The sequence below is a fragment of the Veillonella parvula genome, assembly GCF_040094895.1.
Lineage (GTDB): Bacteria > Bacillota > Negativicutes > Veillonellales > Veillonellaceae > Veillonella > Veillonella parvula_L.
This window is the reverse complement of sequence record NZ_JBBNGV010000002.1, coordinates 114645-127309: the sequence shown is the minus strand read 5'-3', so window position 1 is coordinate 127309 and position 12665 is coordinate 114645. Positions and strand designations below refer to the sequence as shown.

The window sequence follows — 12665 nt, the reverse complement described above, 5'->3', positions numbered from 1 at the left end:
TTATAATTAGTAATAAAAAACCAGTAAATCCTGAGATTTACTGGTTTTTGTTATATAAGTTTGTTTATACATTGAAGCGGAAATGGGTTACATCGCCGTCTTTCATAACGTAGTCTTTACCTTCAAGGCGTACAAGGCCTTTTTCTTTAGCCGCGTTTTGGCTACCGCAAGCTTGTAGATCATCAAAGGAGACAATTTCAGCGCGGATAAAGCCTTTTTCAATATCCGAGTGAATTTTACCAGCAGCTTGAGGTGCTTTGGTACCATTTACGATTGTCCAAGCACGAGCTTCCATTTCACCAGCTGTGAAGTAATTGATAAGACCTAAAAGTGCATAACTTGCTTTGATAAGTTTAGTTAAGCCAGACTCTTCAAGGCCAAGATCTTCAAGGAATGCAGCGGATTCTTCTTCGGATAACTCTGCAATTTCGGACTCGATACGTGCGGACACAACAACGATACCAGCGCCTTCGTTTTTCGCATATTCCTCTACGCGTTTTACATATTCGTTGGCAGAATAATCAGATACTTCATCTTCAGAAATATTGGCTACATAAAGAGATGGTTTTGCTGTAAGCAATGTTAACTCTTTGATCATTTCCAATTCTTCTTCTTCAAGACCTTGTGCACGAACAGGTTTCGCTTCACCTAAACCTTCGATGATGCGTTCTAATAATGGTAATTCAGCACGTGCATCTTTGTCGCCAGATTTAGCAATTTTTTCAATACGTTGTTTGCGTTTTTCTACGGACTCAAGGTCTGCAAGGCAAAGCTCAGTATTTATGATTTCGATGTCACGGATTGGGTCAATAGAGCCAGAAACGTGAGTGATGTTAGGGTCATCGAAACAACGAATAACTTGTGCAATCGCATCTACTTGGCGGATATGGCTAAGGAATTTATTACCCAAACCTTCGCCCTTGGATGCACCTTCTACGAGGCCAGCAATATCTACGAAGCGCATAGCAGCAGGAAGGATGCGTTTGGAACCGAACATTTCAGCCAATACAGCTAAACGATTATCTGGAACGTCAACGACACCTACGTTAGGTTCAATTGTACAGAATGGATAGTTGGCAGCTTCAGCGCCCGCTTTTGTGATAGCGTTGAATAATGTACTTTTACCAACATTTGGAAGGCCTACGATGCCTACTTCTAAATTTGTGCTCATGGTACCACCTTTTATTAATAAATTGATTTCGTTCTTTGTGAAAGTTTATAGCAATAGTTTGTTATAAACCTTATCAAATAAATATTATACCATACTAATAGGATGGAGTTACTCTATAAATATAAAATAGATTATTTCAAAGTGCTATAATATAAATAGAGTTAAATATATTACTTAAATAATGTGATAAGTTCATATTAAAATATAGGATTAATATAGATTTTTATTCGCCGTAACTATATTGATATAATTTATAGGTGTATATATTAATAGGGTATGGAATGTATCCAATCATGTTAATGTATATATTTTTAAACCTATATAGTGAAAGCTAATAGGAAAGGAAGTTCAGTATGTTTTCCAAGCTATTTGATAGTTTCTTAGTCCATTATTTAGAACGTTTCAATGATCATTGTTTCACCGTAAAAATTGGAGATAATGAATATACAATCGGTGACGGAGAATCCGAGTTTACCGTCATCGTTAATCGCGATATTCCCAAGAAAGATTTGTTAATATCCGCAGAACTCGCCCTCGGTGAAGCGTATATGCGTAAAGATATCGAAATTGAAGGGGATTTGTTTAAAGCCCTTTGTGTAGTCCTTGGTCATGTAGGTAAGGACTCTATCAATCGTAAGGTACTTAGCTCGCTCTTTAATGCGGGTCTTAAAAAGAAAGATCAAAAACAACAAGTATCTTCCCATTATGATTTAGGCAATGAATTCTATAAATTGTGGCTCGATGAAACCATGAGCTATTCCTGTGCGTATTTTAAGCATGAGAATGATAGTCTCAAAGATGCGCAATATCAAAAGGTTCATCATATTCTTGATAAATTGTATTTAAAAGAGGGAATGACTTTACTTGATATCGGTTGCGGATGGGGATTCCTTCTCATTGAAGCGGCTCGTAAATACGGTGTTAAGGGCTATGGGTGTACTCTTTCCGAAGAACAATGGAAAAAAGGACAGGAACGCATTAAAGAATATGGCCTTGAAGGACAGGTTGAGATTGAACTTATAGATTATCGCGACGTAGCAGCTTCCGGACGTACCTTTGACCGTATTGTCAGCATCGGCATGCTTGAACATGTAGGTCGGCCTAATTTTCCTCTGTATATGGAGGACGCATCGGATATGCTTAAAGACGGAGGTTTGTTCCTGCTTCACTATATTAGTGATCCCTCTGAAAAGGAAACAAGTGCTTGGATTCGTAAATATATCTTCCCGGGCGGATGTTTGCCGTCCCTCCGCGAAATGGTCAGCCTCGCTTATGACTATGATATGAATGTCATTGATATTGAAAGTTTACGGTATCACTATTATAAGACTCTAATGCATTGGTATAACAATTTCCAAGGCGTCCGTGAGCGAGTAGAAGCGAAACGAGGCAGTGAATTCGTACGCATGTGGGATCTGTATCTTTGTGGATGTGCGGTAGGTTTCTACATCGGTAATATGGACTTGCATCAAATTCTGATGACAAAAGGTGTTACGAACGAGTTGCCATTAACACGTTGGTATTAATTAAATGTAAAATAAGGTTAATAGAACGAAAAAGAGACCATCTGGTATGGTCTCTCTTTTAATGTGTATGAAAAAGGCCCTCATCTATTAAGTCGATGAGGGCCTCGCTCTATTATAGCGAATGTGCTCTTAATTCTTCAGCAGATTGTGTGGAAATCCAAGCTGGTGGAATGTCGAATACTGTGTAGCAACCTGTGCCGCCGTGTTTAGCAAGTCGGTAGAGACCACGAGCGTAAGCAACAAGTGCAGAGCCTGTAAATTCAGGGTTAGAGTCAAGTTTCAAGGAGTACTCAATAACGTGACGTGTGCCTTCTGTACTTTCACCAGAGCGAAGAACGAAGCCACCATGTGGAATGCCTTTGTGGTCGCGATCAAGTTCTTCTTGGGAAATGAAGTTGACTACAGTTTCATAGCCTACGAAGTAGTTTTCCATAGTTTTGATTTCGTTTTCGATTTTAGCTTTGTCCGCATCAGGAGCCGCTACTACATAGCACTCACGAAGGTGACCTTTATAGCCATCAACATCTGGAGTTTCGCCGTTACGGATAGCTTCTAGGTATTGTTCTTTAGGCACAGTATATTGACGAGCATCAAGAACACCATCGATACGGCGAATAGCATCGGAATGACCTTGGGATACACCGCGACCCCAGAATGTGTAGGATTTACCTTTTGGTAAGATTGCTTCCGCGTAAACGCGTTGCAAAGAGAACATGCCTGGATCCCAACCACAAGAAATTAATGTAGCAGTTTTGGCCTCTTTAGCTACTTTATCTACATTAGCGAAGTGTTCAGGAATACGTGCATGTGTATCGAAGGAATCGATACAGTTAAAGTATTTTGTTACCATCGGTGTTTGTTCGATAAGATCTGTTGCAGAACCACCGCAAAGAACCATTACATCGATTTTGCCTTTAAAGTTAGGAATATCTTCCATCGTGTAAGTAGGTACACCAGATACAGTTTCAATACCTTGACGGCGAGAAAATACGCCGATGAGCTCCATATCAGGTTGTAACTGAACAGATGCTTCTACGCCACGAGCTAAGTTGCCGTAACCAACGATACCAATACGAATATTCATATTAGCCTCCTATATAAGTTGAAATTTAATAATTAACATATTTATTATAGCATAAAATTAATAGCTTTTAATATTTTTCTATAGAATTTATTAGAGGGTATAGAAAATAATTAATATTTAATTTAAACAAGTAATTTGTGCACAACTATATCGATACATAGCGTGTTGTTATAGGGGACAAATAAAAAATCATATGAGTAGAAATTGACACATATACCCTGAATCTAGATACAATTAAATTGGTTATGTTAGTTAGTTATGTTCATAGTTGAAGTGTTAAGGAGGTATAACATGAGAAGAAATGTAAAAGCTGCTGTTATTGCTGCATTAATCGTAACAGGTGCTAATGCTTTTACCATGGTATCAGCCACAACTGTGGAAAGTCATACAGACGGAAAATCCATTGGCCTTAATTTGTGGGGGGAAAAGAGACATTATACAGATGACTTAACTGTTAATGTATCAGGTTTAGGTGTAAATGGAACAAAATATCATAATAATGTTACAGGTATTTATGCCCTTGATGGGACACAAGTTGCTATCGATAAAAATGTAACTGTAACAGTTAAAAACCCAGCACCTGCAGAAAGTGGTGCGAAACGTAGACCTGATTTGGCACATTATTATATGAGCGGTATCTATGCTGGTTATGGTGGACTTACTAATGATGGAAATAACGATGATACTCGAATTACCGTAAAGGGTAATGCTAAAGTCGATGCTGTTGGCGTTGGTTTGCAAGCTAATAAAGATGGATATATTCGTATACTAGGTGGGGCCGATGTAAAAACATATCCTTTAGATACCTCTGATACTTACTCTGCATTATCTGAAGAAGGTTTTGTTTATGTAAATACAGGTATGGATGGCTTACATCCGGGAACGAATGATGTGAAGATGTATGGTAATATAGGATTTTTAGATAAAAACTATGGTATCGACAAGAATCCACATAACCATGGATCTGAAATTTCTTTAGGTTTAACAACACCAAATTCTAAATTGGTAGGGGGCGTACTTAATGAATTTGATGAAAGCAACAACAATCCGTACCATGGTGGTTTGCGATTATACTTACAAAATGGTGCGACTTGGCGCAATGAATGGCTAGGAGCTGAACGCGTATATCCTACACAAGGTCGTCCTAATAATGCAAACTATTTATATACAGGTAGTCGTGTAGAGCATTTCATTGGTGGTAAAGATATAAATAGTCAAGGTATTATCCAAGCCGTAGATCCACGACCAATTACTATTAACAACTATGCTGGTCATGCAGCTATCGACTATGAAAAGGGAGCCCCTGCGACTGCACAAGGTAAGGGCAAAGTTGTTATCAACCATGCTGATAAAGGTTCTTCTGTGACTATGCGTAGTTCGGCAGATGCACTTAAAGGGTCTGTAAATGTAGATAACCCAAGAGGTACTTTGCAGCAGTTGGCTAATAAATTAACATATACCGGCTTTACTAAGGGTGAACGTAATTTAAATGTGAATGTTCAAGTCGATTCAGGCCTTATTAGCCCTGCATATTCCACTAAGCTTGGTACAGATAGCTTTACTGTTGATGGAAAACCTAGTATTACTAACCAAGCGGTTGTGACAGCGCGTGAAAGCGAAGTTGTTTCTGGTGCTAAGAGTGCGGTAGCCTCCTCTGTGATGCAAATGAGAGCCGATACGAATGATTTACAACGTCGCCTCGGTGATGTGCGACTCAACTCCAATAAGCATGGTGTATGGGGAAAATACATCGGTGGTAAATCTAAAATTACAGACAGCGCCTATGTAAATCAAACCTATAACATGGCGCAAGTAGGCTATGACACATTGCGTGGCGATTGGACTATTGGTGGTGCCTTGTTATATGGTACAAGCAATAGCGATTACGCTTTAGGTTCAGGGTCTGGTAAAACCGCAGGTTTAGCATTATACGGTGCAAAACAATATAATGATGGTCGTTATTTAGATGTGATTGGTAAAGTAAGTCGTTTGAAAAATGATTTCATTGTACGCAATAGCTTGGGTACAAGCTTGAGCGGAGATTACCGCAATACAGGTACCTCTTTGAGCGTTGAATATGGTAAACGAATCAAGAAAGACAATGGTTTCTATATCGATCCTAACGCAGAATTGACGCTTAGTCGCTTGTCTGGTGTAAGCTTCGATGCTAGTACAAATACAGGTAGCACAGTGCACATTAACTCTGATGCGGTAAACTCCGTTATTGGTCGTATCGGTGTAGGCATTGGCAAGGAAAGTAAGAATAGCAACCTCTTCCTCAAAGCAGCATTAGCGCATGAATTCTCTGGTAAAATGAAAGCTACTTATAGCATGACCGGTGAGCCAACTACAGGCAGTGAAGTGAATCTTAAAGATACATGGCTAGATGTTGAGTTAGGTGGTTCATGGAGCGTACGTCCTAATACATATATTTATGGGACTTTCACTAAAAACTTTGGTGCTATCGTAGACAATTCCTATCGCATTGACGCAGGGATTCGTCATAACTTTTAATTAAGGGTAAAAATAGCAGAGGCAAATAATATGGGGATGTTATTTGTTAGTAATATAGTGTTAAGGAATACTAGAATTAAATATTCATATATGTAAGGGTATATAAAAAGACCGACTACATTCCTATTGAAGGACTGTAATCGGTCTTTTAGTTTTATAGATATAAACTACTTTAAATTAGATGTCTCAAATTAAATGTAATCTAAATCTAAATCAAGATCTAAATCTAAATCAAAATATAGACATAATTATATTAGAATTGTAATGTTTTGATTCTTTCAACGGCGCGAATTGTATTTTCACGGCTACCGAATGCTGTCAAACGAAGGTAACCTTCACCATGAGGGCCAAAGCCAGAGCCTGGTGTAGATACGATTTGAACTTGTTCGAGCAAGATGTCGAATAATTCCCAGCTAGTCATGTTGCCAGGCGTTTTTAGCCAAATATATGGAGCGTCAACACCGCCGTATACAGTAAGGCCGATAGATTCAAGACCTTCTTTGATGATGCGAGCATTTTCTTTGTAGTACGCAATGTTTGCACGTGTTTGTTCACGTCCTTCTTTTGTGTATACTGCTTCTGCACCACGTTGGATGATGTAAGGAACACCATTGAATTTAGTGCATTGACGACGGTTCCACATAGGGTTTAGCGGTTGGCGTTCACCAGATTTAGTTTTGCCAGTGACCTCTTTAGGTACTACTGCATAAGCACAACGTGTACCAGTGAAACCTGCAGTTTTAGAGAAGGAACGGAACTCGATAGCCACTTCGCGAGCGCCTTCGATTTCGTAGATAGATTTTACAGTATCTTCTGTGCTGATGAAAGCTTCGTAAGCGGAGTCAAACATCAAAATCGCATCATTATCTTTACACCATTTGATCCATTCTGCCAAACGAGCACGGCTTAAAACAGTACCAGTGGGATTGTTAGGCGAGCAAAGATATACGATGTCTACGCGTTCAGACGGGAATTCTGGAGAGAAGTTGTTTTCAGCGTAAGTAGGGAGGTATACAACCTTTTGGAAGATGCCTTCTACAGCTTCGCCAGTACGACCACCCATAACGTTGGAGTCTAAGTATACTGGGTACACAGGATCTGTGATAGCAATGATGTTATCTTCGCTGAATAACTCTTGGATATTACCAACGTCAGACTTTGCACCATCGGAAACGAATACTTCGTCAATAGCGATATCTACGCCCAATGGTTTGTAATCGCCATCAATAATAGCCTGACGTAAGAAATCATATCCTTGTTCAGGGCCATAACCTCGGAATGTTTCTGCTTTTCCCATTTCTTGAACAGCTTTACTCATAGCATCGATAATTGCTGGAGCAAGAGGTAATGTAACATCGCCGATACCAAGACGAATAATATCTGCATCTGGATGAGCAGTTTGGTATTCATTTACCTTTTTAGCAATATTAGCAAATAAATAAGAACCTTGAAGGTTTAAGTAGTTTTCATTGATATTAGCCATGATGACTCCTTTTTATAATCAGATTTCTCTATATATAGTAAATTATATAGAATAATGACGCAAGGATTTTCTATAGAATTTCTGATTTATATAAATATTGTTTAAGTCTATGACTATAAAAGGTCGTATTATGAGGACTTTATTAGTCATACCATTTGTTTTATAATTTCTTTTAGAAATTCTATTTATGTTGTATAATAAAAAAAAGAGAGCCATCGACGTGTGGTAGCGTTAGGCTCATCTTATAAACATTTTTTAGGATTGCCTAGCGTGCGAGTATTTTGTATACTCTGTTGCGTTAGGCTTTTGTCTTTATACTATTTGAATAGTGCAAAGAGTGATATTACTATAGACCAATTTTTGCGTAGTATTTTACTACGCTTTTTTATTGAAAAAATCAAAACTTTATATAGCATTAATTTTATTTCTGATATAATCTAAATGAATACATATTATAGTGCGGTTTTATATGAAAGTGGTGTCTTTATGCTGACGATTAGCAATAAGGGATGGCTTTTTACGTCTATATTAAGTGCTTTGATGGCGTTTACATCGTTGTCTACGGATATTTATTTGCCAGCTATGCCTGAGATGGGGCGTGACCTCAATGGTGATGCGGAGCTTACGTTGACGGGTTTCTTAATTGGGTTTGCGCTAGCTCAGCTTTTTTGGGGCGCCGTTAGTGATAAAATTGGTCGTAAGAAGCCACTGATTATAGGGATAGTCTTATTTATCATAGGGTCTGTGGGCTGTGCCCTAAGTTCGTCTATGCTAGAATTACTAGCTTGGCGTGTGTTTCAGGCTTTTGGTGCCTGTGTAGGACCGATGTTGTCACGGGCTATGATTCGGGATTTATATGGTCGGACTGAGGCGGCTAAAATGTTGTCTACATTGGCCATTGTTATGGCTATAGCGCCTATAGCAGGCCCAATGTTAGCCGGACATTTACTTGTATGGTATACATGGCATTCTATATTCTGGTTGCTTGTTGGTATAGGACTTTTAATGCTCGTTGCCGTATTAGTGCTTCCGGAAACACATCCCGTAGAGAAGAGGAGCAAAAAGTCCATAGGTCATACCTATAATAACTATTGGATTTTATTACGCAATAAAGGTTTTATGAAATATACCCTATGTGTTAGCTCATTTTATATTGCCATTTATGCGTTTTTAACGGGATCGCCTTATGTATATATAGATGTGTATGAAGTGCCCAAAGAATATTTTGGTTATCTCTTTTCTGTTAATATTATTGGTGTTATGTTGTTAAGTGCCATTAATCGTCGTATTGTTAGTGCTATACGCCTTGATAGACTATTGAAATATGCCACACTATTTGCTGCTGTTTGTGTATCCATTGTTATGGGCTTGATGTTCTTAGGTTACCATTCATTGTGGTTAATCGTTATTGGTTGTTTTTTATTCTTCTCCATGAATGGTATCATTGCCGCTGTAACTAATGCATTAGCTTTAGATAGAGCAGGTAGAATGGCTGGATCTGGGGCGGCACTATTAGGTGCCATGCAATATGGTAGTGGTATTGTGTCATCGTTGATACTTACCTTCTTACCAAATGATACGGCCTATCCTATGATGGGGGTAATAGCCATATTTGTAATTATCTGTGCTATGATTGCCTTTCCTGAGGATGAAAAATATAATCGTATATAATATTGGTGAAAGCAAGGACTTAAACTGAGCCCTTGCTTTCATCATTTTTTTAGGTTATAATAGTAAGGCTTATTGATGGTAAGCACTTCCTACCCCTATGTGTCGATAGGGGCATTAGTCCGAAAGAGGAGGTGATTTTGTATGAACAAATACGAAGTCATGTTTATTGTGAAACCAGCTGAAGAGGAAGCAACTAACGCTGTTATTGAAAAAGTAGAAGCTTTAATTGCTCGTGTAGGCGGCACAGTAGAAAAGGTAGATCGTTGGGGCAAGCGTCGTCTTGCTTACGCGGTGAAGAAATTCACTGACGGTTTTTATGTATTGATCAACTTTGAAGCAGCTCCTGCTGAAATCAAAGAAATCGATCGTGTATTGAAAATCAACGATGAAGTCCTAAGACATCTAATTGTTAAACACGAAGCATAATTAAAGCCTGGAGGAAAACATGAACTCTGTACAAATTCTAGGTAATTTAGCTCGTGATCCTGAAGTACGCTATACCAAAACTGGTCGTGCTGTAGCAACTTTCACAGTAGCTGCCACAAACACCTATATTGATTCCACAACAAATGAGACGAAAGAACAAACTGCTTTCATCAACTGCGTTGCTTGGGGTAAACTTGGTGAAGCGGCAGGCAATCTTCGTAAAGGCAGTCGTTGCTTTGTAGAAGGTCGTTTGCAAACTCGTTCTTACGAGACTCAGGACGGTCAAAAACGGTACGTTACTGAAGTGGTAGCGAACTTTGTGGGCCAATCCCTTGATATGAATACTAATTCTTTCGAAGGTGGGTCCAATTTTGATAGTTTCAGTACAGGCGGCGATGACGAAAACATCCCGTTCTAGTGTCAGGGACTCCTACTAATTCGAAAAGGAGGATTCGCAATGAGAAGAGATAGAGGCAGAAAGCCAAGAAGAAAAGTATGCGTTTTCTGTGCAGACCATATCGATCAAATCGACTATAAAGATGTTGCTAAACTTCGTCGTTTTACGACTGAACGCGGTAAAATCTTACCTCGTCGTATTTCCGGTACTTGCGCAAAACATCAACGCAAATTGACTACATCTATCAAACGTGCACGTGCAATTGCTTTATTGCCATTCACTGCTGAATAATTGATGAATCAAGGCGGTACAACCATTTGGTTGTGCCGCCTTTTTGCGTTTGGTCCATGATTCACATGGAAGTGTATATCTTTGAATTTATTTAACTGGAGATGTTAGAAGGCTATATTAGGGATTGAAGCTTATTGTATAGATTGTTGTATAAAAGTATAGAATAAAAATAGATAGGACCTATGCATTTAGAGCATAGGTTCTATCTATTTCCTTTTATTCTCATTAATTATCGTAGTTACTTGTTGTAATAAATATTCATAAAAATAGATATGGTTATTTAAAGTTAAAAATTTGAATAATTTAATAAATAATAGGTTTTATATGACTAATCTATATAGATTAGTTAATCAATCTTATGCATGCGATTAGAAATATTTATACTATAATACAAATATACATATATAGCTGTAAAGTTCAGTGAAAGGTGGTAAGTACATGGGATTTTTGAAAAAGGATATATCCCGTCGCCAGTTTATTGGTGGTGCTTTAGCTTTAGCGGCTGCATCAGTAGTGCCGTCGTTTATACGAGGTGCTTATAAGCCAACACAATCTGATTCGTTACAAGTATGGACTTGTGGAGGCTTGTCAGAAGCATTTCTTGATTTAAACCAAGTCTACACGATGCACACAGGTCACAATATTCAGTACACCGGTGCTTTTGCAGGGGCTATTGGTAAATCTTTGTTAGCAGAAAAAAGTCGCACCGAAATCTTTGGAGCTCGCGGATTAGAGTTAGCAAAAAATATGCGCAAAAAAGGGATAAGTATCGCTTTTGAGCCGCTATGTTTTACAGACTACGTCATAGTCACACCTAAAGGTAATCCTGCCGGTATTCGTGATCTTAAAGATATGGCGGAGCCCGGTGTGCGTGTCATGTTACCATTGGGGGCATCTCCTCCAGGTAGTGCATCTGTAAAGGGCGTCATGAAACTGTCTGGGTTAACCGATGGCATCATGAAAAACTTGATAGCAGAAAATGCTTGTGTTATCTCCATGATGTGTGATCTCGTAGAAGGCAAGGCCGATGTGTCCATCATTGAAAAACGCCTTACTACACATGACCGGTTTAAGGATCGTATCGAATATTTCGACATACCTGCACAGTTTGTGCCGCCTGCACCGCTGACTTTCACCATTAACACGATGAAATATGTACAAGATCGTGCGTTGGCTGCCGATTATATTGAATTTACACGTTCCCAAGAAGGACAACAAATCTTAGAAAATCACGGATTTACATCCGTTCATAGTGCGAGAGGTCTCGATTTGATAGAAAGGTTTGGTGTAAAAGATGTGTAATCAATGTCCATCATCTACAACCTGTGGGGCTCAAACAAGCTCTGGTATATCTGGAACTAAGGCTCCTAAGAATTTAACGCTTTGGCGTCGTATCGTTCAATTTATCTTTCTCTTTATTATGGGAAAATGGGTATATTATGGTATATTCCGATGCCCGTATATCGTGCCGTTTGTAAACTGTGAAAGCTGCTCCATGATTACCTGTTGGGGCCGTATTAAGACGTATTTCTATACTTGGTGGATTGTTTTACCTATTATGGTCGTATTCTTTGGCCGTGCATTTTGTAGCTGGTTCTGTCCAAGTGGATGGGTTAACCAAATGCTGGGAAAAATATCTATGGGACCACTAAAGAATCGTAAACATTACATGCGATACCTTCAACTCGGCATGGTAGCCACTATAATTTTAGGTCTTATTGTGTATTTCAAATTTGGTAATCCTCGTATTATGATCCCAATACGGACAAGTGATGAATATTTTAATGCCGTTATTTTATCTATGCAATTTTCCGACTGGTATTGGGCGGCTCGTACTATAACTGTAGTTTCCATCATTGCTGGTTCCCTTATTATTGCTAATGCATGGTGTCGATTTGTATGTCCTTTCGGTGGCATCATGGAATTGCTTCGTAAGATTTCTATTTTTAGAATTTATAAAACGAATGAGTGCGACAACTGTGATGCGTGTTTACGCGTTTGTGAAATGGGGACACGACCAAATGAAATGAATTGTACCAACTGTGGTGATTGCTTACATGTTTGCCATAAAGATGCTATTAGATTTGGTCGGAAAGGTTAAT

11 protein-coding genes are annotated in these 12665 nt (G+C 38.8%); 8 read left to right on the top strand and 3 right to left on the bottom strand.

Annotated features, from left to right (window positions below; translation table 11 throughout):
* Positions 1 to 64: 64 nt before the first annotated feature.
* Positions 65 to 1171, bottom strand: a complete 1107-nt coding sequence (gene ychF, locus AAAT26_RS04580) for a redox-regulated ATPase YchF (protein ID WP_004693813.1) — start codon at positions 1169 to 1171, stop codon at positions 65 to 67.
* A 353-nt stretch (positions 1172 to 1524) separates the two neighbouring features.
* On the opposite strand from ychF, the gene AAAT26_RS04575 reads away from it, so the two are divergent.
* The gene (locus AAAT26_RS04575) at positions 1525 to 2697 is read left to right on the top strand and encodes a class I SAM-dependent methyltransferase (protein WP_349208927.1); all 1173 of its coding nucleotides are present in this window, start codon (positions 1525 to 1527) and stop codon (positions 2695 to 2697) included.
* A 112-nt stretch (positions 2698 to 2809) separates the two neighbouring features.
* Here the strand turns inward: AAAT26_RS04575 and AAAT26_RS04570 are convergent, their stop codons facing one another.
* On the bottom strand, positions 2810 to 3781 hold the full coding sequence (locus tag AAAT26_RS04570; RefSeq protein WP_008602878.1) for a diaminopimelate dehydrogenase: 972 nt from the start codon (positions 3779 to 3781) through the stop codon (positions 2810 to 2812).
* 291 nt (positions 3782 to 4072) lie between these two features.
* Between AAAT26_RS04570 and AAAT26_RS04565 the strand changes: the two genes are divergently transcribed.
* Positions 4073 to 6295: an autotransporter outer membrane beta-barrel domain-containing protein gene (locus AAAT26_RS04565; RefSeq protein WP_349208926.1), complete on the top strand. Its 2223-nt coding sequence runs from the start codon at positions 4073 to 4075 to the stop codon at positions 6293 to 6295.
* Positions 6296 to 6548: 253 nt separating this feature from the next.
* Here AAAT26_RS04565 and AAAT26_RS04560 read toward each other — a convergent pair whose 3' ends face one another.
* Entirely contained in the window at positions 6549 to 7778 is a 1230-nt protein-coding gene (locus AAAT26_RS04560; RefSeq protein ID WP_004693803.1) for an LL-diaminopimelate aminotransferase, read from the bottom strand.
* Positions 7779 to 8264: 486 nt separating this feature from the next.
* On the opposite strand from AAAT26_RS04560, the gene AAAT26_RS04555 reads away from it, so the two are divergent.
* From AAAT26_RS04555 to AAAT26_RS04530, 6 genes are all read left to right on the top strand, one after another.
* Positions 8265 to 9449, top strand: coding sequence for a multidrug effflux MFS transporter (locus AAAT26_RS04555; protein ID WP_195213471.1), 1185 nt, complete (start codon positions 8265 to 8267; stop codon positions 9447 to 9449).
* A gap of 141 nt (positions 9450 to 9590) precedes the next feature.
* A complete protein-coding gene (rpsF, locus tag AAAT26_RS04550; RefSeq protein ID WP_004693799.1) occupies positions 9591 to 9875 on the top strand; it encodes a 30S ribosomal protein S6 in 285 nt (94 codons plus the stop codon).
* A 19-nt stretch (positions 9876 to 9894) separates the two neighbouring features.
* A complete protein-coding gene (locus AAAT26_RS04545; protein ID WP_004693797.1) occupies positions 9895 to 10293 on the top strand; it encodes a single-stranded DNA-binding protein in 399 nt (132 codons plus the stop codon).
* 39 nt (positions 10294 to 10332) lie between these two features.
* Positions 10333 to 10563 carry a 30S ribosomal protein S18 gene (rpsR, locus tag AAAT26_RS04540; protein ID WP_004693795.1) on the top strand — a complete coding sequence of 77 codons (231 nt, stop codon included), beginning with the start codon at positions 10333 to 10335 and terminating at the stop codon, positions 10561 to 10563.
* Between the two features lie 438 nt (positions 10564 to 11001).
* Entirely contained in the window at positions 11002 to 11865 is an 864-nt protein-coding gene (locus AAAT26_RS04535; protein WP_349208925.1) for a substrate-binding domain-containing protein, read from the top strand.
* Positions 11858 to 12664 carry a 4Fe-4S binding protein gene (locus tag AAAT26_RS04530; protein WP_349208924.1) on the top strand — a complete coding sequence of 269 codons (807 nt, stop codon included), beginning with the start codon at positions 11858 to 11860 and terminating at the stop codon, positions 12662 to 12664. Before AAAT26_RS04535 ends, AAAT26_RS04530 begins: the two co-directional genes overlap by 8 nt.
* Position 12665: the final 1 nt, after the last annotated feature.

Coding starts and splice junctions, on each gene's coding strand:
- ychF (WP_004693813.1), bottom strand. CDS start 1,171: ATGAGCACAAATTTAGAAGTAGGCATCGTAGGCCTTCCAAATGTTGGT.
- AAAT26_RS04570 (WP_008602878.1), bottom strand. CDS start 3,781: ATGAATATTCGTATTGGTATCGTTGGTTACGGCAACTTAGCTCGTGGC.
- AAAT26_RS04560 (WP_004693803.1), bottom strand. CDS start 7,778: ATGGCTAATATCAATGAAAACTACTTAAACCTTCAAGGTTCTTATTTA.
- rpsF (WP_004693799.1), top strand. CDS start 9,591: ATGAACAAATACGAAGTCATGTTTATTGTGAAACCAGCTGAAGAGGAA.
- rpsR (WP_004693795.1), top strand. CDS start 10,333: ATGAGAAGAGATAGAGGCAGAAAGCCAAGAAGAAAAGTATGCGTTTTC.
- AAAT26_RS04545 (WP_004693797.1), top strand. CDS start 9,895: ATGAACTCTGTACAAATTCTAGGTAATTTAGCTCGTGATCCTGAAGTA.
- AAAT26_RS04535 (WP_349208925.1), top strand. CDS start 11,002: ATGGGATTTTTGAAAAAGGATATATCCCGTCGCCAGTTTATTGGTGGT.
- AAAT26_RS04555 (WP_195213471.1), top strand. CDS start 8,265: ATGCTGACGATTAGCAATAAGGGATGGCTTTTTACGTCTATATTAAGT.
- AAAT26_RS04565 (WP_349208926.1), top strand. CDS start 4,073: ATGAGAAGAAATGTAAAAGCTGCTGTTATTGCTGCATTAATCGTAACA.
- AAAT26_RS04575 (WP_349208927.1), top strand. CDS start 1,525: ATGTTTTCCAAGCTATTTGATAGTTTCTTAGTCCATTATTTAGAACGT.
- AAAT26_RS04530 (WP_349208924.1), top strand. CDS start 11,858: ATGTGTAATCAATGTCCATCATCTACAACCTGTGGGGCTCAAACAAGC.